At 70.2% G+C, this 20,931-nt stretch carries 17 protein-coding genes and 2 tRNA genes; 6 read left to right on the top strand and 13 right to left on the bottom strand.

What is annotated here, in order from left to right; genetic code table 11:
- Positions 1 to 32 precede the first annotated feature (32 nt).
- A tRNA-Ala gene (locus QK442_RS18330) sits at positions 33 to 105 on the bottom strand.
- Between the two features lie 128 nt (positions 106 to 233).
- Between QK442_RS18330 and QK442_RS18325 the strand changes: the two genes are divergently transcribed.
- A complete protein-coding gene (locus QK442_RS18325; protein WP_282695030.1) occupies positions 234 to 785 on the top strand; it encodes a DNA-binding protein in 552 nt (183 codons plus the stop codon).
- Between the two features lie 52 nt (positions 786 to 837).
- A complete protein-coding gene (locus tag QK442_RS18320; RefSeq protein WP_282695029.1) occupies positions 838 to 2,190 on the top strand; it encodes a protein kinase in 1,353 nt (450 codons plus the stop codon).
- 23 nt (positions 2,191 to 2,213) lie between these two features.
- Here the strand turns inward: QK442_RS18320 and QK442_RS18315 are convergent, their stop codons facing one another.
- From QK442_RS18315 to dnaA, 12 genes are all read right to left on the bottom strand, one after another.
- Positions 2,214 to 3,563 (bottom strand): hypothetical protein, encoded by a 1,350-nt coding sequence (locus QK442_RS18315; protein WP_282695028.1) that lies wholly within the window; start codon positions 3,561 to 3,563, stop codon positions 2,214 to 2,216.
- Between the two features lie 22 nt (positions 3,564 to 3,585).
- The gene (locus tag QK442_RS18310; protein ID WP_282695027.1) at positions 3,586 to 5,472 is read right to left on the bottom strand and encodes a VWA domain-containing protein; all 1,887 of its coding nucleotides are present in this window, start codon (positions 5,470 to 5,472) and stop codon (positions 3,586 to 3,588) included.
- Between the two features lie 201 nt (positions 5,473 to 5,673).
- The gene (locus QK442_RS18305) at positions 5,674 to 5,808 is read right to left on the bottom strand and encodes a DLW-39 family protein (RefSeq protein WP_282695026.1); all 135 of its coding nucleotides are present in this window, start codon (positions 5,806 to 5,808) and stop codon (positions 5,674 to 5,676) included.
- Positions 5,809 to 5,967: 159 nt separating this feature from the next.
- Positions 5,968 to 6,041 (bottom strand) — tRNA-Ile (locus QK442_RS18300).
- 121 nt (positions 6,042 to 6,162) lie between these two features.
- Positions 6,163 to 6,819, bottom strand: a complete 657-nt coding sequence (locus tag QK442_RS18295; RefSeq protein ID WP_282695025.1) for a DUF3566 domain-containing protein — start codon at positions 6,817 to 6,819, stop codon at positions 6,163 to 6,165.
- 3 nt (positions 6,820 to 6,822) lie between these two features.
- Positions 6,823 to 9,435 (bottom strand): DNA gyrase subunit A, encoded by a 2,613-nt coding sequence (gyrA, locus tag QK442_RS18290; protein WP_282695024.1) that lies wholly within the window; start codon positions 9,433 to 9,435, stop codon positions 6,823 to 6,825.
- Positions 9,436 to 9,476: 41 nt separating this feature from the next.
- The gene (gyrB, locus tag QK442_RS18285) at positions 9,477 to 11,507 is read right to left on the bottom strand and encodes a DNA topoisomerase (ATP-hydrolyzing) subunit B (protein ID WP_282695023.1); all 2,031 of its coding nucleotides are present in this window, start codon (positions 11,505 to 11,507) and stop codon (positions 9,477 to 9,479) included.
- A gap of 282 nt (positions 11,508 to 11,789) precedes the next feature.
- Entirely contained in the window at positions 11,790 to 12,353 is a 564-nt protein-coding gene (locus tag QK442_RS18280; protein WP_282695022.1) for a DciA family protein, read from the bottom strand.
- Positions 12,350 to 13,471 carry a DNA replication/repair protein RecF gene (gene recF / locus QK442_RS18275; RefSeq protein WP_282695021.1) on the bottom strand — a complete coding sequence of 374 codons (1,122 nt, stop codon included), beginning with the start codon at positions 13,469 to 13,471 and terminating at the stop codon, positions 12,350 to 12,352. Before recF ends, QK442_RS18280 begins: the two co-directional genes overlap by 4 nt.
- A gap of 59 nt (positions 13,472 to 13,530) precedes the next feature.
- On the bottom strand, positions 13,531 to 14,406 hold the full coding sequence (gnd, locus tag QK442_RS18270; protein WP_282695020.1) for a phosphogluconate dehydrogenase (NAD(+)-dependent, decarboxylating): 876 nt from the start codon (positions 14,404 to 14,406) through the stop codon (positions 13,531 to 13,533).
- 181 nt (positions 14,407 to 14,587) lie between these two features.
- The gene (gene dnaN / locus QK442_RS18265; protein WP_282695019.1) at positions 14,588 to 15,718 is read right to left on the bottom strand and encodes a DNA polymerase III subunit beta; all 1,131 of its coding nucleotides are present in this window, start codon (positions 15,716 to 15,718) and stop codon (positions 14,588 to 14,590) included.
- 905 nt (positions 15,719 to 16,623) lie between these two features.
- Positions 16,624 to 18,414, bottom strand: a complete 1,791-nt coding sequence (gene dnaA, locus QK442_RS18260; protein WP_282695018.1) for a chromosomal replication initiator protein DnaA — start codon at positions 18,412 to 18,414, stop codon at positions 16,624 to 16,626.
- A 357-nt stretch (positions 18,415 to 18,771) separates the two neighbouring features.
- On the opposite strand from dnaA, the gene rpmH reads away from it, so the two are divergent.
- The 4 genes from rpmH to yidC are packed head-to-tail and all read left to right on the top strand — an operon-like array spanning position 18,772 to position 20,917.
- A complete protein-coding gene (gene rpmH / locus QK442_RS18255; RefSeq protein ID WP_015659252.1) occupies positions 18,772 to 18,909 on the top strand; it encodes a 50S ribosomal protein L34 in 138 nt (45 codons plus the stop codon).
- Between the two features lie 20 nt (positions 18,910 to 18,929).
- Positions 18,930 to 19,301 (top strand): ribonuclease P protein component, encoded by a 372-nt coding sequence (rnpA, locus tag QK442_RS18250; RefSeq protein ID WP_043222725.1) that lies wholly within the window; start codon positions 18,930 to 18,932, stop codon positions 19,299 to 19,301.
- The gene (gene yidD / locus QK442_RS18245) at positions 19,298 to 19,624 is read left to right on the top strand and encodes a membrane protein insertion efficiency factor YidD (RefSeq protein ID WP_282695017.1); all 327 of its coding nucleotides are present in this window, start codon (positions 19,298 to 19,300) and stop codon (positions 19,622 to 19,624) included. Before rnpA ends, yidD begins: the two co-directional genes overlap by 4 nt.
- Before the next feature lie 3 nt (positions 19,625 to 19,627).
- The gene (gene yidC, locus QK442_RS18240; RefSeq protein WP_282695016.1) at positions 19,628 to 20,917 is read left to right on the top strand and encodes a membrane protein insertase YidC; all 1,290 of its coding nucleotides are present in this window, start codon (positions 19,628 to 19,630) and stop codon (positions 20,915 to 20,917) included.
- Positions 20,918 to 20,931 lie beyond the last annotated feature (14 nt).

The following is a 20,931-nucleotide window of genomic DNA, read 5'->3' as shown; positions in this document are numbered from 1 at the left end:
GTGTCTCCACAGGTCAGAGGGGTGAGGAGAAGTGGAGCCTAGGGGAGTCGAACCCCTGACATCTGCCATGCAAAGACAGCGCTCTACCAACTGAGCTAAGGCCCCGGAACGAGGACAGCGTACCGGTTCTCCCCCGGTCCCGGGCAAAAGGTGGGGACTCCCGGTGAACGACCACGCTCCGTAAGATGCTGACCGAGGTTCGCAGTGGTGAACCGCAGGGATGGGGAGAAGTGATGGACACAGCGCAGCAGGAAGCCACGGCAAGAGCCAGAGAGCTTCAGCGCAGTTGGTACGGGGAGCCGTTGGGGGCGCTCTTCCGTCGGCTGATCGACGACCTCGGGCTCAACCAGGCCAGGCTGGCGGCCGTGCTCGGGCTCTCCGCGCCCATGCTCTCCCAGCTCATGAGCGGTCAGCGCGCCAAGATCGGCAACCCCGCCGTGGTCCAGCGCGTCCAGGCCCTCCAGGAGCTCGCCGTGCAGGTCGCCGACGGCAGCGTCAGCGCCGCCGAGGCCACCGACCGCATGGACGAGATCAAGAAGTCCCAGGGCGGCTCCGTCCTCACCGCCGCCTCCGGCCAGACCGGCAACGGCTCCGGCGCCCCGACCGTGCGCCGCGTGGTCCGCGAGATCCAGTCGCTGTTGCGCTCCGTGGCTGCCGCCGGGGACATCATCGACGCCGCCGACTCCCTCGCCCCGGCCCACCCGGAGCTGGCAGAGTTCCTCCGGGTCTACGGCGCCGGACGCACCGCCGACGCGGTCGCCCACTACGAGTCGCACCAGAGCTGACACGCAACGACGGAACACACGACCGACGACGGACGGGGGGCGGCGCAGCACGATGGGTGAGGTCTTCGCCGGCAGGTACGAGCTGGTCGACCCGATCGGGCGGGGCGGCGCCGGCGCCGTCTGGCGCGCCTGGGACCACCGCCGCCGCCGCTATGTGGCGGCCAAGGTGCTCCAGCAGAGCGACGCGCACACGCTGCTCCGCTTCGTCCGGGAACAGGCGCTGCGGATCGAGCATCCGCACGTCCTCGCCCCGGCCAGCTGGGCCGCCGACGACGACCAGGTCCTCTTCACCATGGACCTGGTCGCCGGCGGCTCCCTCGCCCACGTCATCGGCGACTACGGGCCGCTGCCGCCCCGCTATGTCTGCACCCTCCTCGACCAGCTGCTCTCGGGCCTGGCGACGGTGCACGCGGAGGGCGTCGTCCACCGGGACATCAAGCCGGCCAACATCCTGATGGAGGCGACCGGCACGGGCCGGCCGCACCTGCGGCTCTCGGACTTCGGCATCTCGATGCGCAAGGGCGAACCCCGGCTCACCGAGACCAACTACGTCGTGGGCACGCCCGGCTACTTCGCCCCCGAGCAACTTCTCGGCGCCGAACCGGACTTCACCGCCGACCTGTACGCGGTCGGGCTCGTCGCGCTCTATCTGCTGCACGGCACCCGGCCGGACTCGCAGGCCCTCGTGGAGCACTTCCTCACCCACGGCACGCCTCCGGCGCCCGCGAGCGTCCCCGAGCCGCTGTGGCAGGTCATCGCCGGGCTGCTCCAGCCCGACCCGCAGGCCCGCTTCCGGACGGCCACGGGCGTGCGGAAGGCGCTGAACGCGGCCGTGGAGCTGCTGCCCGGGCCGGCGGCCGGCGAGGAACCGATCGAGATCCACGACCAGCTCGGCCCCCTGCCGGCCGGTTTCGGCCCCGAGGGCCCGACCGCCCGCCCGGCCCAGGACGCCCCGCCGCTCCAGGACGCCCCGCCGCCGCTCCAGGACGCCACCCCCGCGACCCCGCCGGTCCCGGCCGCCGCGCCCGCCCCCGTACCGCCCGTGCTGCCCGGACCGGCGCCCCAGGCGTACCAGGAGCCGTACCGGGACCAGTACCAGGAGCAGCACCCCAACCCGTACCAGCAGCCGTACCGGCAGCCGGTGCCCGCGCCGTCCGAGACGGGCAGCTTCCATCTGACCCCGCCGGTCGCCCATCCCGTACCCCCCTTCGATCCCTCCGCTCCGTACTCCCCTCCGCATCCCTACCCCGCTCAGCACGCCCAGGCTCCCGCCCCCCTCCCTGAGATGCCCCTGAGAACGACCCCGGAACGGCGTCCGGGACCGCCTCCCAAGGTGGCGGTCCCGGTGCTGCTGCTCGCGCTGGTGTCGCTCGCGGTCGGCTTCTGGGCGCTGACGCGGATCTGACGCAGGTCGGGCGCGCAGGGCTCTTACGGGCGGGCCGTCCTGCGGGCCCGCAGGGTCCACACGCCGAGGCCGACGAGCAGGACGGTGCCCAGGCCGAGGCCGCCCGCGGCGAGGGCCACCATCGCGGTCCCGCCGCCGGCCGCCGCCGAGGCGGCGACACCCTTCTCCGCCGCCGCCCGGTCGCCGTCCGTCACCTGGAAGATGCCAGGGTCACCGGCGTACCCGGGACCGTCCTTCCTCTCCCCGGTCACGTCGACCCGCAGGATCAGCGGCACGGCCTCGTCGCCGTACTTCTCGGCGACCTTCGGGTTGAGCGTGGCGGTGAGGTAGTACCAGCCGGCGAGCCCCATGCCCCTGGTGGAGGTCTGGTACGAGCTGCGGTTCTCGTGGGCGACCGGCCTCCGCGGGTCGAGCACGGCGGTGGCGGGCTTGCCGCCGTAGCTGACCGTCTGGTGGTCGACGAAGCCGCGCGCCGGGTTGTCGAGCACGAGCGTGAGCGCCGAGCTGACCGTGTCGGCGCCCTCGCTGCTGCTGCCCAGCTCGGCGCTGGCGAACAGCTGCTGCCCCCAGTCGACCGGCACCCGCCAGAAGAGCGTCTGGCCGGGCAGGATGTCCGCCCGCCACGTCCCCTTCTCCAGGGAGACGGCCTGGGCGAAGCCGTTCCCGCCCTGGCGCGGCTCCGGCCCGCCGGGGAGCGGCGGGGGCGTCGTCGAGGGCCAGGACTCGGGCAGCTTGGTCGGCCCGTTCCTGCTCAGCAGCGGCTCGGTGACGTGCTGGAGCTCCATCTCCCAGTCGTCCGGAGTGGAGGTGGCGTCCGACTCGCGCTTCACGAGCACGTAGTACGTGCCGGCGTCCTGGCAGCCGGAGAGGTCCGGGCCGACGATCCGGCGCGCGTAGGCGGCCAGCGGCCGGACGTACTCGCCGGAGCCGAAGTCGACCTCCTGGTCGTCGCACCGCCTGCCGGAGCTGTCCTGGATCTCGATCCGGATCCCGTCGCCGTAGTCGGCCTTCCCGCCCGGCTTCGGGACGACGACGGCGGAGACGTACGAGTTCTTCGTCGTGTCCAGGTCGAGCCGGTAGTAGACCTTGCCGTCCTTCTTGAGGGTGTCCCGGTAGGTCCCGCCCGGCGCCAGCGTCCTGGCGTCGGCGCTGGAGGCGGCGCCCTCGATCCGCTTCGCTCCCTCGGTGAAGCCGTACGGGGGCAGGGCGGGGCCCTCGGCCGCCCGGGCGGGCAGCGCGGTGAGCGTGCCCACCGCGGCCGCGGCGGTGAGCAGCGCGGAGACCTTCCGCGCCGAGACCTTCCGCACCGAAGCCTTCCGCGCCACGGCTCTCCGCGCCCCGGTCCCGCCCCCGGCCCCCGCCTGCGTGCTCACGCGCTTCTCCTCGTCGTGTCCGTCATCGCGCCCCGCCCCGGGCCCGCCGGACGCCGAGGAGGACCCCCGCGAGCAGGAGGAGCGCCCCGCCGCCGACCGCCAGGGCCGTCGTGCCGGACCATCCTGCCCCGCCGCCGCCCCCGGTGTCCGCCCCGGGGCCGGATTCGCCCCGGTCCGCCGGCGTCTTCGGGGCCACCACGCGCGCGTGGTGCTCGGGTCCCGCCTTCTCCTCCCCGAGGACCCCGATCCGCAGGACGAAGCCGATCTCGGGGTCGCGGGCGATCCGGGCCGCGTCGGCGCCCAGGGTGACGGCGATGTAGTGACCGCCGGGGAGGTGGACGGCGGTCACGTTCGGGTCGGGCTCGTAGCGGTTGGTCCAGGCGACCGGGACGGTGCCCATGCGCAGTCGGGCCGGGTCCCCGGTGTAGGCGGTCTGCGAGTCGAAGACGCCGGTGCCGCGGCCGACCGGCTGCCGGGCCGGGGTGTACACCTCGGTCCCGCCGTACGAGCGGGCCCGGCCGCCGGTGCCGGTGACGGTCGGCTCGTTGCCGAACTCGACGTCGTAGCGCAGCTGCTGGCCCCAGCCGACCGGCACCTTGTACCAGAGGGTCTGGGCGGGCAGCAGGCGGTCGCGGTACACCCCGGGGCCGAGTTCCCTCGCGTCGTTGAAGCCGGTGCCGCCCCGGACTTCCCGCGGCTCGCCCGCGGGCAGGACGGCCTTCGGCCCGCCGACCCCGTACTCGGGCTCCGACTGCGCCGGCACGGTCCCGGACGGCAGCGGCTTCTCGACGCCGAGGAGCAGCTCCAGCGGCCAGCGGGCGGCGTCCGAGCCGGGCTTGCTGGTGCGCTCGACGGTCAGCCAGTAGCGGCCGGGCCGGTCGCAGGCGGAGTACCGCGTCTGGGTGGGGATGCGGGCGACGGCGGAGGTGAGCGGCACCGCGCCCTCGTCCTGGTGGAAGATCTCGCTCCGGGTGGCGCAGCCGCCCTCGTCGCCTATGGAGGAGAGCCAGACCAGGCTGGTGGTCAGCTTGTCGACGGTGTCGACGGCGGCGCCGGGCTGCGGGACGGCCGTGGCCGCGAAGTGGGCGGTGGAGTCGGCGTCGAGGGTGGTCGCGTAGTAGCGCTTCTCGCCGGGCCCGATGGTGTCGAGGTACTGCCCCGGCGCGAGGTCCGGGGCTCCGGCCCGCCCGGGGGTGCCCTGCACGCGCGTGCCGCGGAGCCGGTAGCCGTCGGCGGAGAGCCGGGCGGCCCGCTGGAGCTGGCGGGCGAGCGCGTCGGCGTCCGGGGCGTCGTAGTAGCGGCCGTTCCCGGCGGCCGCGACGCACTCCAGTTCCTCGCGGGCCTTGCCGGCGACCTGGAAGCCGACGGTGTCGATGCGCAGGCCGATGCCCTGGCGGGCGAGGTCGGCGGCGACCTCGCAGGGCTTCGGGGTGCCGCAGGTGTCCTCGCCGTCGGAGACCAGCAGGATCGTCCGGGTGGCCGGGGCGCCTCCGGCGGGCTCCGGCAGGTCCTCGGCGGCCTTGCGGAGGGAGAGCCCGAGGGGCGTGTCGCCCCGGGGCGTGAGCGCGGCGACGGCGGCCTTGAGCCCGGCCCGGTCGAGCGGGGCGACCGGTCGGGCGAGGCGGGTGTCGTCGCAGCCGCGCGGCCGGTCGGCGCCGTAGACGCGCAGGCCGGTGGGGTAGCCGTCGGGGAGACCGTCCACGACGGTCCCGACGGCGTCACGGGCCGCCGCCATCCTCGTACGGCCTCCGGTCCCCGGCCCGCCCACCGGATCGGCCATGGAGCCGGAGGAGTCGAGCACCATCACCAGGGCCCCGCCGGGAGCGGCCCCGGTGCCCTCCTCCGCGGCGGCCTGCGGGGCCGGGCCGAGCAGCAGCGCGAGTACGCCTGCCAGCGCACCTCCCGTCACGGCCCTTCGTCGTCCTGTGCTCACGGCGTCCCCCTGAGTCTGCTCGCCCGCGAACCGCATGTGTGTTTGTTCGCGGGCATTCAACTTTCCCGGAGCAAGCCAATCATCGACTTCGGGAACGCCCCGCAGAGGGCCCGGAAACGCGGAGGTCCCGGCCACGCGATGCGCGTGGCCGGGACCTCGGCTTCAGATGGGTGGGTCTCAGGCACCGGAACCGGACGGCACGGAGTCGGTCGCCTCCGTCCACAGGTCCTGCTCGGCGCGATCCGCCTGGATCTGGCGGTACACGAGGAGCCCGCCGATGGCGGCCAGTGCGACCAGGAGCAGCTTCTTCACCGCGCGACCTCGTCTTTCGTTGACGTAGGAGACTTCTGACGCCCACTCTACACAGCGACCGATACCGATCGGTGACCTGTGCGAGTGCCGGGCCCGTCCTCAAACCCCGTACAACGAGATCGACCCGGACGGAGGAACCGTCCGGGTCGATCACTTCTGTGGGGCTAACAGGATTTGAACCTGTGGCCTCATCCTTATCAGGGATGCGCTCTAACCAACTGAGCTATAGCCCCGCCGCGCTGTGCGGTGTGTGTCCCGCGCGCTGACTCCTGAACATTAGCGCACGTGGGGGCCAGTGCCAAAATCGCCCGGAACCGAAGGCTCCGGAGAACGCGGTCCAGGCCCCCGCACGGCCTACTCGTCCTCGGCCAGCGTCAGCTCGACACCGCCGACGAAACCGGCCGACAGGTTGTAGATGAACGCGCCCAGCGTCGCCAGGGCGGTCATCAGGACCACATCGATCACGGCGATCACCGAGGTGAACATCAGCACCCGCGGCAACGACAGGAAGGACTGCAGGTCGAAGCCGTTGGACTCGTTCGAGCCCGTCGCCTCGCTGATCGTCCCGCCGACCGTCGAGAAGACGCCCATGGCGTCCATGACCATCCACAGCACCGCCGCCGCGACGACCGTGCAGATGCCCAGCGCGATGGAGAGCAGGAAGCTCACCTTCATCACCGACCACGGATCGGCCTTCGCCACCCGCAGCCGCGCCTTGCGCGTACGCGGAGTGGTCCGCGCACCCGTCCGGGGCCGCCGCACCGCGCCGGCGGACTGACCGCCCTGGGTATGGCCGTCGTACGCCCTCGGAGGGTGGTACGGGCCGCCCTGCTGCGCCGCGGGGCGCTCGCCGGGCAGCGCACTGCCATAGGTCTCGTAGGGGGGCTGCTGCCCCCGAGTGTCCGTCACCGCAACCCCCTGGGAGTCCGTGGCCGAACCACGGGCGCCGTGCGCTCCAGCACCTGCAGAAGCTCCGGCGGACGCCGATCCGGCGCCCGTGGCTCCACTCACGCTCTACTCCTCGTGCTCCCCGGCCTCGGGCTCCGTGCCCTCGGCCGCTGCCGCCGCCTCGACCGCCCCGGAGGCGCCTTCGGCGTCGACGGCGTCGTCGCCGTCCTCGTCCTCGCTGCCGGCCTCGGCGTTCCGTGCGATGCCGACGACGGCATCGCGCTTGCCCAGGTTGATCAGCTGGACGCCCATGGTGTCACGGCCGGTCTCCCTGACTTCGTTGACTCGCGTGCGAATCACACCGCCGGACAGCGTGATGGCGAGGATCTCGTCGGTCTCCTCCACCACCAGCGCGCCCACGAGCGAACCACGGTCCTCCACGATCTTGGCGGCCTTGATACCGAGGCCGCCGCGGCCCTGGACGCGGTACTCGTCGACGGGGGTCCGCTTCGCGTACCCGCCGTCCGTCGCGGTGAAGACGAACGTACCGGGCCGGACGACATTCATCGAGAGCAGCTCGTCGTCCTCGCGGAAACTCATGCCCTTGACGCCCGAGGTCGCGCGGCCCATCGGGCGCAGCGCCTCGTCCGTGGCGGTGAACCGGATCGACTGCGCCTTCTTCGAGATCAGCAGCAGATCGTCCTCGGCGGAGGCCAGCTCGGCACCGATCAGCTCGTCGGCGACGCCTTCGGCGCCGTTGTCCCGCTCCCGCAGGTTGATCGCGATGACACCACCGGAACGCGGCGAGTCGTAGTCCTTCAGCGCGGTCTTCTTCACCAGACCGGAACGGGTGGCGAGCACCAGGTACGGCGCGGCCTCGTAGTCCCGGATCGCCAGGATCTGGGCGATCTGCTCGTCCGGCTGGAAGGCCAGCAGGTTGGCCACGTGCTGACCGCGCGCGTCCCGCCCCGCGTCCGGCAGCTCGTACGCCTTGGCCCGGTAGACCCGGCCCTTGTTGGTGAAGAACAGCAGCCAGTGGTGGGTGGTGGAGACGAAGAAGTGGTCGACGATGTCGTCCTGCTTCAGCTTCGTGCCCCGCACGCCCTTGCCGCCGCGCTTCTGCGACCGGTAGTCCTCGGTCTTCGTCCGCTTGACGTAGCCGCCCCGCGTGATCGTGACGACGATGTCCTCCTCGGCGATCAGGTCCTCGATGGACATGTCACCGTCGAAGGGCACCAGCTTGGAGCGGCGGTCGTCGCCGTACTTCTCGACGAGCGCGGCCAGCTCCTCGCTGACGATCGCCCGCTGCTTCTCCGGCGAGGCGAGGATCGCGTTGTACTCGTCGATCTTCGCCTGGAGCTCGTCGTGCTCGGCGACGATCTTCTGGCGCTCCAGGGCGGCGAGCCGGCGGAGCTGCATCTCCAGGATCGCGTTGGCCTGGATCTCGTCGATCTGGAGCAGGCCCATGAGGCCCTCACGGGCGACGTCGACGGTGTCGCTGCGCCGGATGAGGGCGATGACCTCGTCGATCGCGTCGAGCGCCTTGAGGAGACCGCGCAGGATGTGGGCGCGCTCCTCGGCCTTGCGCAGCCGGAACCTGGTCCGGCGGACGATGACCTCGATCTGGTGCGTCACCCAGTGCCGGATGAACGCGTCCAGGGAGAGGGTGCGCGGCACGCCGTCGACGAGCGCCAGCATGTTGGCGCCGAAGTTCGTCTGCAGGTCGGTGTGCTTGTACAGGTTGTTGAGGACGACCTTGGCGACCGCGTCCCGCTTGAGCACGATGACCAGACGCTGGCCGGTGCGCGAGGAGGTCTCGTCGCGGACGTCCGCGATGCCGCCGATCTTGCCGTCCTTCACCAGGTCGGCGATCTTCTGCGCGAGGTTGTCCGGGTTGACCTGGTAGGGCAGCTCGGTGACCACCAGGCACTGGCGGTTCTGCACCTCCTCGACCTCGACGACCGCGCGCATCGTGATGGAGCCGCGACCCGTGCGGTACGCCTCCTCGATGCCCTTGCGGCCGACGACCAGCGCACCGGTCGGGAAGTCGGGGCCCTTGATCCGCTCGATCAGCGCGTCGAGGAGCTCCTCGTGACCGGCCTCCGGGTTCGCCAGGTACCACTGGGCGCCCTCGGCGACCTCGCGCAGGTTGTGCGGCGGGATGTTGGTCGCCATGCCGACCGCGATGCCGGCGGAACCGTTCACCAGCAGGTTCGGGAAACGCGACGGGAGGACCGTCGGCTCCTGGTTGCGGCCGTCGTAGTTGTCCTGGAAGTCGACGGTCTCCTCGTCGATGTCCCGGACCATCTCCATCGACAACGGCGCCATCTTGCACTCGGTGTAGCGCATGGCGGCGGCCGGGTCGTTGCCCGGCGAACCGAAGTTGCCGTTGGAGTCGACGAGCGGCATCCGCATCGACCACGGCTGGGCGAGACGGACGAGCGCGTCGTAGATGGAGGTGTCGCCGTGCGGGTGGTACGTACCCATGACGTCACCGACGACGCGGGCGCACTTGTAGAAGCCCTTCTCGGGCCGGTACCCGCCGTCGTACATCGCGTACAGCACACGCCGGTGGACGGGCTTGAGACCGTCCCTGACGTCGGGCAGCGCACGGGACACGATGACGGACATCGCGTAGTCGAGGTACGAGCGCTGCATCTCGGTCTCGAGCCCGACGGGCTCGATCCGCAGCACCGGCTCTTCTTCTTCGGTGGTCACAGGGGGGTTCTCGTCGGCCATTGCTGGTCGTCAGTCCTTTCGTACGGTCAGCTGAGACCGACTCAGATGTCGAGGAAGCGAACGTCCTTGGCGTTGCGCTGGATGAAGGAGCGCCGCGCCTCGACGTCCTCACCCATCAGCACCGAGAACAGGTCGTCGGCCTGCGCCGCGTCGTCCAGGGTGACCTGGCCGAGGACACGGTGCTCGACGTCCATGGTGGTGACGCGCAGCTCCTCGGCGTTCATCTCGCCGAGACCCTTGAAGCGCTGGATCGAGTCCTCGCGGATCCGCTTGCCGTTCTGCTTGCCCAGCTCGACCAGCGCGTCGCGCTCACGGTCCGAGTAGGCGTACTCGAAGTCGTCCCGGCCCCACTTGATCTTGTAGAGCGGCGGGCGGGAGAGGTACACGTGCCCGTGCTCGATCAGCGGCCGCATGAAGCGGAAGAGGAAGGTGAGCAGCAGGGTGTTGATGTGCTGGCCGTCGACATCGGCGTCCGCCATCAGGATGATCTTGTGATAGCGGAGCTTCTCGATGTCGAAGTCCTCGTGGACCCCGGTGCCGAAGGCCGAGATCAGCGCCTGGACCTCGGTGTTCTGCAGGATCTTGTCGACACGGGCCTTCTCGACGTTCAGGATCTTGCCGCGGATCGGCAGGATGGCCTGGTACATCGGGTTCCGGCCGGACTTGGCGGAGCCGCCGGCGGAGTCACCCTCGACGATGAAGATCTCGCACTTGGTCGGGTCGTTCGACTGGCAGTCGGACAGCTTGCCCGGCAGGGACGCCGACTCCAGGAGACCCTTGCGACGGGTCAGGTCACGGGCCTTGCGGGCGGCCACGCGCGCGGTGGCGGCCTGAATGCCCTTGCGGACGATGTCCGCGGCCTCGTTGGGGTTCCGGTCGAACCAGTCCGTCAGGTGCTCGTGGACGACCTTCTGCACGAAGGTCTTCGCCTCCGTGTTGCCGAGCTTCGTCTTGGTCTGGCCCTCGAACTGCGGCTCGCCGATCTTGATCGAGATGATCGCGGTCAGACCCTCGCGGATGTCGTCACCCGTGAGGTTGTCGTCCTTCTCCCGCAGCAGCTTCTTCTCACGCGCGTACTTGTTGACGAGCGTCGTCAGCGCCGCGCGGAAGCCCTCCTCGTGCGTACCGCCCTCATGCGTGTGGATCGTGTTCGCGAAGGAGTACACGCCCTCGCTGTACGACGAGTTCCACTGCATCGCGATCTCGGCGGAGAGCAGACGGTCCTTGTCCTCGGCCTCGATGTCGATGACCGTCGGGTTGATCAGATCGCCCTTGCGCGAGTTGAGGTACTTCACGAAGTCGACGATGCCGCCCTCGTAGTGGTACGTCACCGTGCGCGCGGCCGGCTCGGCGGCCGCCTCCGCGTCCGGGTCGTCGGCGCCGACCGTGGCCTTCGCGGACTCCCGCTCGTCGGTGAGCGTGATGGTGAGGCCCTTGTTGAGGAAGGCCATCTCCTGGAAGCGGCGCGAGAGCGTCTCGAAGGAGTAGTCGGTCGTCTCGAAGATGTCGCCGTCGGCCCAGAAGGTCACCGACGTACCGGTCTCGCCGGTCGCCTCGTGCTTCGCGAGGGGCGCGGTCGGGGCGCCCATCTTGTAGTCCTGCGTCCAGCGGTGACCGTCGGTCTTGATCTCCACCGAGACCTTGGTGGACAGGGCGTTGACGACGGAGACGCCGACGCCGTGCAGACCGCCGGAGACCGCGTAACCGCCGCCGCCGAACTTGCCGCCCGCGTGCAGCACGGTCAGCACGACCTCGACGGCCGGCTTGCCCTCGGACTCGACGATGCCGACGGGGATGCCGCGGCCGTTGTCGACGACGCGCACGCCGCCGTCGGCCAGGATCGTCACGTCGATGGTGTCGGCATGCCCGGCCAGGGCTTCGTCGACCGAGTTGTCGACGACCTCCTGCACCATGTGGTGCAGGCCGCGCTCACCGGTCGAGCCGATGTACATGCCAGGGCGCTTGCGCACCGCATCCAAGCCCTCAAGGACCTGGATGTTGCTGGCGGTGTACTGGTTGTTCTCGTTGGGGTTGCCGGAATCGGCCACGAAGCGCCCTTTCTGGCACAGCACAGGCCATGCTCCGGGCATAGGGGAGCCGGCTGCGTCGTTCGACAGTTCCGCAGTGTGGCGGGATTGTCTTCCAGTCTACCGGTACCACTGACACTCATGGGGGTTTGCGGGTACCTGAATGCGCATGTGCCGCCCTCAGCGGCCCCAAGACGACTCCCCATATCCGGAGAGGGCCCCCAGAGCCCCCTGACGGCCACCCAGCGCTTCGGGCCGTAGCTCGTTGTGGGCAGCCGTTCCGCAGGGGCCGGGGGAGGGTGGACACAACACTCCGCACCGACCGCCTCAGCCGTACGTGTCCCCCGGCCCCACAGACCCCGGCGCCCGCAGCGGCCCGTACCGCCGCGCCCCGCCGCCAGGCCCCAGCACCTTGATCAGCCGCACCGTCCCGTGCCCGAGGTCCTCGTTCAGCCGCGCCACCAGCGTCGGCGCCAGCAACCGCAGCTGCGTCGCCCACGCCGTCGAGTCGCACTGCACGGTCAGCACGCGCGCGTCCGGATCCTCCTCGTACTTCACCGGTACGCAGTGCTTGGCCAGGTCCTCGCCGACGATCTGCGGCCAACGCCCCATGACGCCCCCGACGGCCGCCGGCGTCTCCCAGCCCCGCTCGGCGAGCAACCGGTTGATCGCGGCGCCCAGCGCCATGGGGTCACGCCCGTCGGCGCGCGCCCCCGAGCGCAGACCGCCACCGCGCCGGGCCTGCTTCTTCTGCTGCGCGGCCGCCCCACGCGCGCGTGCCTGCTCCTTCGCGGCCCGCAGCGCGACCCGGGCGAGATCCACACCCGAGGGTTCGGGAGCCGTCGACTTGTCCACAGGCTGTGGGGAAAATTCGCCGTTCACGCCGCTCATACCCGTTCCACCGTCCCTCCGGCCACCGCGTACCGCGCCCCGGCCAGGACCCCCGGCACGTCGTCGTCCACCGCGGCCGTCACCAGCACCTGCTCGCCGTGGGCCACCAGCTCCGCGAGCCGCTCGCGCCGCCGCGCGTCCAGCTCCGCGAACACGTCGTCCAGGACGAGCACCGGCTCGTTGCCCTCCGACCGCAGCAGGTCGTACGAGGCGAGACGGAGCGCCAGCGCGTACGACCAGGACTCGCCGTGGCTCGCGTACCCCTTGGCCGGCAGGTCGCCGAGGCGGAGCAGCAGCTCGTCGCGGTGCGGGCCGACCAGCGTGACCCCGCGCTCGATCTCCTGCTTGCGGGCCTCGCCGAGCGCGGCGATCAGCTGCTCGTACAGCTCCTCACGGGTCTGCCCGGTGCCGGGCGCGGAAGGCCGGTACTCCAGCAGAATCGGTCCGCCACCGGGCGCGAGCTGCTCGTACGCCTTGTCCGCGAGCGGCTGCAGGGTGTGGACGAGGTCCAGGCGCTGGGCCAGCAGCTCGGCACCGGCCCGGGCCAGGTGCTGGTCCCAGACGTCGAGCGTGGACAGGTCCATGCCACGGCCGCCGTGGCGCCGGGCCATCGCCGCCGACTTCAGCAGCGTGTTGCGCTGCTTCAGCACGCGCTCGTAGTCGGAGCGCACGCCCGCCATGCGCGGCGCACGCGCCGTGATCAGCTCGTCGAGGAAGCGCCGGCGCTCACCGGGGTCGCCCTTCACCAGGGACAGGTCCTCGGGCGCGAAGAGCACGGTCCGGACGATGCCGAGCACATCACGGGGCCTGACCTGCGAGGACCTGTTGATACGAGCGCGGTTCGCCCGGCCCGGATTGAGCTCCAGCTCGATCAGCTGGGAACGCTCTCCCTGGGTGACGGCGGCCCGGATGACGGCCCGCTCGGCCCCCATCCGCACCAGCGGGGCGTCCGAGGCGACGCGGTGGCTGCCGAGGGTGGCGAGATAGCCGACGGCCTCGACCAGATTGGTCTTCCCCTGGCCGTTCGCCCCCACGAACGCGGTGACGCCCGGGTCGAGGGACACCTCGGCCCGGGCGTACGAGCGGAAGTCGGCCAGCGAGAGATGCGTGACGTGCATGGTGGGCGCCGGCCTTCCCCCGGTCGCTGTGCACCAGGTGGTGCACAGCCTGTGGATTGCTACTTCTTCTCGACCGCGTGGCCGCCGAACTGGTTGCGCAGCGCGGCGATCATCTTCATCTGCGGCGAGTCGTCCTGACGGGACGCGAACCGCGCGAACAGCGACGCGGTGATCGCCGGCAGCGGTACGGCGTTGTCGATGGCGGCCTCGACGGTCCACCGGCCCTCGCCGGAGTCCGACGCGTAGCCGCGCAGCTGGTCCAGGTGCTCGTCCTCGTCGAGGGCGTTGACCGCGAGGTCGAGCAGCCAGGACCGGATGACCGTGCCCTCCTGCCAGGAGCGGAAGATCTCGCGCACGTTCTCCACGGAGTCGACCTTCTCCAGGAGCTCCCAGCCCTCGGCGTACGCCTGCATCATCGCGTACTCGATGCCGTTGTGGACCATCTTCGCGAAGTGCCCGGCGCCGACCTTGCCGGCGTGCACGGAGCCGTACGGGCCCTCGGGCTTGAGCGCGTCGAAGATCGGCTGGACCTTGGCCACGTTCTCGGCGTCGCCGCCGTACATCAGCGCGTAGCCGTTCTCCAGGCCCCAGACGCCGCCGGAGACACCGCAGTCGACGAAGCCGATGCCCTTGGCGGCGAGCTCCTCGGCGTGCTTCTCGTCGTCGGTCCAGCGGGAGTTCCCGCCGTCGACGACGACGTCACCGGGGGAGAGCAGCTCCGCCAGCTCGTCGACGGTCGACTGGGTCGCCTCACCGGCGGGGACCATGACCCACACGACACGCGGCCCCTTCAGCTTGCCCACAAGCTCTTCCAGGCTGTGGACATCGGCGAGGTCCGGGTTGCGGTCGTATCCGATGACGGTGTGGCCTGCGCGGCGGATGCGCTCGCGCATGTTGCCGCCCATCTTGCCGAGACCGACGAGACCGAGCTCCATCAGAGTGTTCCTTAAGCGTCGTGTGCGGTTCCTACCCGGGTCCGAGCCTACGCCCGGACCCGGCCGCACACCTGTGGGGTCAGCCGCTCAGTCGAACCCCTGGAGCCACAGGTCAACCGCTCAGCCGCACCGGCATACCGTGCTACCCGGGGGGCGACCCCCGGACCCCCGGCAGAGACCGTCAGCCGCTCAGCCGCACCGGCATGATCAGGTACTTGTAGGCCTCGTCGGCCTCCGCGTCCTTGGCCGGTCGGCCGCTCAGCAGCGCCGGCTTGGTGGAGGTGGTGAAGGAGAGCTGGGCGACCGGGGAGTCGATGGCGCTGAGGCCGTCGAGCAGGAAGGTCGGGTTGAAGGCGATCGAGATGTCGTCGCCCTCCAGGTCCGCGTCCACCCTTTCCACAGCCTGTGCGTCGTCGCTGGAGCCGGCCTCCAGGATGAGCACGCCCTGCTCGAAGCTGAGGCGGACCGGCGTGTTGCGCTCGGCGACGAGGGCCACGCGCTTGACGGCCTCGACGAAGGGGGCGGTCTCGATCACCGCGACCGAGTTGAACTCGGTGGGGAAGAGCGTCCGGTACTTCGGCAGGTCGCCCTCGAGCAGACGGGTGGTGGTGCGGCGGCCCGCGCCCTCGAAACCGATCAGGCCCTCGCCCTTGCCGGAGCCCGAGAGCGCCAGAGTGACCGTGTCACCGCTGGTGAGCGCCTTGGCGGTGTCCAGGAGGGTCTTCGCGGGCACCAGGGCGACCGCGGAGGCGTCCGGGGACTCCGGCTTCCACAGGAACTCGCGGACCGCGAAGCGGTAGCGGTCGGTGGAGGCCAGGGTGACCGTGTCGCCCTCGATCTCGATGCGCACACCGGTGAGGACGGGCAGTGTGTCGTCACGGCCGGCGGCGATGGCCACCTGGGCGGCGGCGGCCGCGAAGACCTCGCCGGGGACGGTGCCGGTCGCGGTGGGCATCTCCGGCAGCGCCGGGTACTCCTCCACAGGGAGGGTGTGGAGGGTGAAGCGGGAGGAGCCGCAGACCACGGTCGCCCGTACACCGTCTGTGGAGATCTCGACGGGACGGTTGGGGAGGGCACGGCAGATGTCGGCGAGAAGGCGGCCGGAGACGAGGACGGTGCCGTCCTCCTCGACCTCCGCCTCGACGGAGACGCGGGCGGAGACCTCGTAGTCGAAGCTGGAGAAGCTCAGCGCACCGTCCTCGGCCTTCAGCAGAAGGCCCGCGAGTACGGGCGCCGGCGGACGGGCCGGAAGGCTGCGGGCCACCCACGCCACCGCCTCCGCGAGTACATCGCGCTCCACCCGGATCTTCACCGGAACCGCCTCCTGCTTGTTGCTGGCTCTTCGTCGACTGCGGGACCCAGTCTGACGTACGCCGCCGACACTCGGTGCGGCTCGGGGTCAAGTCGTGACGAGAGCGCGTCGGGGCTCCGGCGTCGAGTTGTGCACAGGCCCCGCTTCAAAGCGATTCCCGAGCTAACTATGAGTGGGAGTAGTAGTAGGGCCTGTGGAAACCGTGGATAACGTCGTCCACGCAGGTCAGCGCAGGTTTTTTGTCCACTGCCCCTGTGGGTGGAACCCGTGGACAACCAGGGTCCTCTGTGGACATCCGAAAGTTCTGCACACCCGATACACAGGCAAGCTCAAGTTCTCCCCAGTGCTGTCCCCAGCTTTCCCCAGGTTCCCCACAGCCCAAACCTCTCCCTTGGTGTGACGGCTTTCACTCTCACCGGTGAGCGGGGGTGTTTTGTTGCCGAACAGTGGACAGCGGTGTGGAGAAGCTGTGGGCAACAGACCCGTCCCTGTGGGTAGCCGGTGGACAACTTGACGGGCGCCCTGTGGACGGATGATTCATCCACAACCTGTGGAGAACCTTTGCCAACAATTCCACACCCCCCTGAGCTGGCGCGATGAGCCCTCACCGGCCCAGCCTGTGGACACAGTCCGGATAACTTGACGGTCCCCACCCTGTGGACGGGAGATCATCCCGCAATCTGTGGAGAACTTGCCACCGGAAGACCGCAATCGAACGGACCCGCCTGCGACCCGTCCGCGCCATGGCATCCACATGCCACCGCGGACCCTCCCCGCAGCCACCGCGGCCCCTCCTCCACACGCCACCGTGCCCCCCTCCTCCGCGGCCACAGCGCGCCCCCAGGAACGCCGAAGGGGCGCCCCAGGAGGTGTCCCGGGGCGCCCCTTCGGAGGCCGAGGTGCCGTCAGCCGTTCTTGATGCGGTTGGTCAGCTCGGTGACCTGGTTGTAGATGGAGCGCCGCTCCGCCATCAGGGCCCGGATCTTCCGGTCCGCGTGCATCACCGTCGTGTGGTCGCGGCCGCCGAACTGCGCGCCGATCTTCGGCAGCGACAGGTCGGTGAGCTCCCGGCACAGGTACATGGCGATCTGGCGGGCCGTCACCAGGACGCGGCTGCGCGAGGAGCCGCAGAGGTCCTCCACCGTCAGCCCGAAGTAGTCGGCCGTGGCCGCCATGATGGCCGGCGCGGTGATCTCGGGGGATGAGTCCTCGCCGCCCGGGATCAGGTCCTTGAGGACGATCTCGGTCAGCCCCAGGTCCACGGGCTGCCGGTTGAGGCTCGCGAAGGCCGTGACCCGGATGAGGGCGCCCTCCAGCTCGCGGATGTTCCGCGAGATCCGGGAGGCGATGAACTCCAGTACCTCCGGCGGGGCGTTCAGCTGCTCCTGCACCGCCTTCTTGCGGAGGATCGCGATGCGGGTCTCCAGCTCCGGCGGCTGCACGTCGGTGGTGAGGCCCCACTCGAAGCGGTTGCGCAGCCGGTCCTCCAGGGTGACCAGCTGCTTGGGCGGCCGGTCCGAGGAGAGGACGATCTGCTTGTTCGCGTTGTGCAGGGTGTTGAAGGTGTGGAAGAACTCCTCCTGCGTCGACTCCTTGCTCGCGAGGAACTGGATGTCGTCGACGAGCAGGATGTCCACGTCGCGGTAGCGCTTGCGGAAGGCGTCGCCCTTGCCGTCGCGGATCGAGTTGATGAACTCGTTGGTGAACTCCTCGGAGCTCACGTACCGCACGCGCGTGCCGGGGTAGAGGCTCCGCGCGTAGTGCCCGATGGCGTGCAGCAGGTGCGTCTTGCCGAGCCCCGACTCGCCGTAGATGAAGAGGGGGTTGTACGCCTTCGCCGGCGCCTCGGCCACTGCGACCGCGGCCGCGTGGGCGAAGCGGTTCGAGGAGCCGATGACGAAGGTGTCGAAGAGGTACTTGGGGTTCAGGCGGGCGTGCGGCTCGCCCGGCCCGCCCGAGCCGGAGGCCGTACCGGAGCCGCCGGCGGAGCCCTGGCCGACGACGGGGCCCGTGCTCTGGCCGCCGGTGGCGGGGCCGGGGCGCGGAACGGCGCCCGGCGGTTCGGGCAGCTCGGCGCGCTCGGGGCGCTGCGGCTGCTCGTAGCCGCGGGAGGGCTCGTCGTACCGCGGGCGTCCGGACTGCTCCGGGGTGGCCGGGCCGGTGTACGGGGCGCGCTCGGGGAAGCCGCCGAGGCGCGGCTGCTGCCAGGAGAGGTCCTCCTGGGTGCGCGGCCAGGAGCCCGGCTCGGGGCGCGTCGGCTGCGGGTAGTCGGGGTAGGCGGGGCGCGCGGTGGGCAGGCCGTCGTCGGGCAGCGCGCGGTGGCCGTAGCTCTCGTACTTCTCGTACGGCTCGGGCTGCGGGCGCTCGTCGTAGCGGGGCTGCTGCGGCGGCCGGCCGGGGGAGGGCACGGGGGCCTGTTCGCCGACGGAGTCGTCGACGGTGATCGCGATCCGGATGGGGCGGCCGCATTCGCGGCTGAGGGTCTCGCTGATCAGCGGGGCCAGGCGGCCTTCGAGGACGCGCTTGCCCCATTCGTTGGGGACGGCGAGCAGGGCCGTGTCGGCGACCAGGGCGAGCGGCTGGCAGCGTTCGATCCACTGCTTGTCCTTGGGCTCGATGCCCTGCTGTCCTTCTCCGAGCAGCTGATCGAGCACGCGTGGCCACACTGCGGCAAGATCAGCAGGTACGTCAGCCACAGGGCACGCTTTCTCGCAGGTCCCACCAATGTGTGGTTCTCGGGACGATAAGAACAGAACGGAAGAGATGGTCGAGTCCAGCCACGGTAGTCGGGGCGGCTGACGTCGTTCAAGTTGTTGTCCACAGGCTGTGAACAAAGGACCCCTGTGCCGGGTCGGTTTGACCGGATGGCGTAACCGCGCGTACCGTAACCAGGTCGAGTTGTCGATGGCTGCTGCCGCCTGCCTCCGATGGGCAAAGATCACCCTACGTGATCACGAAGCGGTGCACTCGGGCGTATTGCGAGCTACTCGTGGGCGCACGGTGACAGCCAGGCGATGTCCCGCCACCACCCGAATCATTTCTGGAGCCCCCGAGTGAGCAAGCGCACCTTCCAGCCGAACAACCGTCGTCGCGCGAAGACCCACGGCTTCCGCCTGCGCATGCGTACCCGTGCCGGTCGCGCCATCCTGGCGAACCGCCGCGCCAAGGGTCGCGCGAGCCTGTCCGCCTGATCCACTAAACAGGTCATGACGTGCTGCCTACCGAGAATCGGCTGAGGCGGCGCGAGGACTTCGCAACCGCGGTACGTCGAGGGCGCCGGGCCGGTCGCCCGCTCCTCGTCGTCCATCTGCGTAGCGGTGCCACGGACCCGCACGCGCCTGGGGAGAGCGCTCCTCCGACGCGTGCGGGTTTCGTCGTGAGCAAGGCCGTGGGCGGTGCGGTCGTCCGCAACCAGGTGAAGCGTCGTCTGCGCCACCTCGTCCGCGACCGGCTGTCCGCGCTGCCCCCCGGTAGCCTGGTGGTCGTACGGGCGTTGCCCGGAGCCGGTGACGCCGACCATGCCCACCTGGCCCGAGACCTGGACGCCGCCCTTCAGCGGCTGCTGGGAGGGGGCACGCGATGAAGTACCCGCTCCTCGCCCTCATCAAGCTGTACCAGTGGACGATCAGCCCTCTTCTGGGCGACGTCTGCCGGTACTACCCGTCGTGTTCCCACTACGGATTCACGGCCATAGACCGGCATGGCGCGATCAAGGGCACCGCCCTGACCGCCTGGCGCATCCTGCGGTGCAACCCGTGGTCGCCCGGTGGAGTGGACCATGTCCCCCCGCGGAAGCGTCCGCGCTGGCACGAGATGCTCAGGAACGCGCTGCGCGGCGACAAGGGCGGGATCTCCGCCGAGACGAGCCCGGCCGCAGAGACCTCGCCCAATGCTCAAGGAGCCTGATTAGTGGACACGATTGCCAGTCTGTTCAGCTTCATCACCTGGCCCGTTTCATGGGTCATCGTCCAGTTCCACAAGCTGTACGGGGCCATCTTCGGCCCCGACACGGGCTGGGCCTGGGGTCTGTCGATCGTGTCCCTGGTGGTGCTGATCCGTATCTGCCTGATCCCGCTCTTCGTGAAGCAGATCAAGGCGACGCGGAACATGCAGGTGCTCCAGCCGAAGATGAAGGCGATCCAGGAGCGCTACAAGAGCGACAAGCAGCGTCAGTCCGAAGAGATGATGAAGCTGTACAAGGAGACGGGCACCAACCCGCTCTCCTCGTGCCTTCCCATCCTGGCGCAGTCGCCGTTCTTCTTCGCGCTGTACCACGTGCTGAGCAAGATCGCCTCGGGTGACGAGATCGGTGTCCTGAACCAGCAGCTGGTCGACAGCGCCCGGCAGGCCCACATCTTCGGTGCCCCGATCGCCTCGAAGTTCATGGACTCCCCGGAGGCGGTCGCCGCCCTCGGCGCCTCGCTGACCGATGTCCGCATCGTGACCGCGGTCATGATCGTCCTGATGTCGGCCTCGCAGTTCTTCACCCAGCGCCAGCTGATGATGAAGAACGTCGACCTCACGGTGAAGACCCCGTACATGCAGCAGCAGAAGATGCTGATGTACATCTTCCCGGTGATCTTCGCCGTCATGGGCATCAACTTCCCCGTCGGTGTCCTCGTCTACTGGCTGACCACCAACGTGTGGACCATGGGCCAGCAGATGTACGTGATCAACCAGAACCCGACTCCGGGCAGCAAGGCGCAGGACTCCTACCTCCAGCGGCTGCTGAAGAGCGTCACGCACCACGGTGAGGTCCGCGGCCGGCGTCACAAGGCCGTCGTCAAGGCGATCGTCGCCAAGGGCTCGGACCGCAACGAGAACGAGCGCCGCTTCATCGGTGCCCTCGCCAAGGCCGGCTTCGCCGCTCAGGCGGACGGCACCGTCGTGAAGAGCGACACCGCCCTCGCCGAGGCGGAGGGCACCGCCTCCAAGCGGCAGCAGCCCAAGCGCCAGACCAAGGCCCAGCGCCAGGCTTCCGGCACCGCGCAGAGCAAGGGCGACGAGGCCGTGGAGGAGACCGCCGAGGAGTCCGCGGGCGAGGCCGCCCAGGACACCGAGGTGAAGACCTCCCTGGAGAAGAAGCCCGCGACGCCCGCCAAGGGCGGTGCGCAGGGCGGCCGCAGCCGCGCCAATTCCGGCGGCTCCCGTCAGCGCAAGGGCCAGCAGCGGCCCAAGCACCCGTCCTCCAAGAAGTAAGCGTCCACGTAGCT

It is taken from the genome of Streptomyces sp. CC208A, from assembly GCF_030010625.1.
Lineage (GTDB): Bacteria > Actinomycetota > Actinomycetes > Streptomycetales > Streptomycetaceae > Streptomyces.
This window is presented reverse-complemented; position numbering and strand designations above follow the sequence as displayed.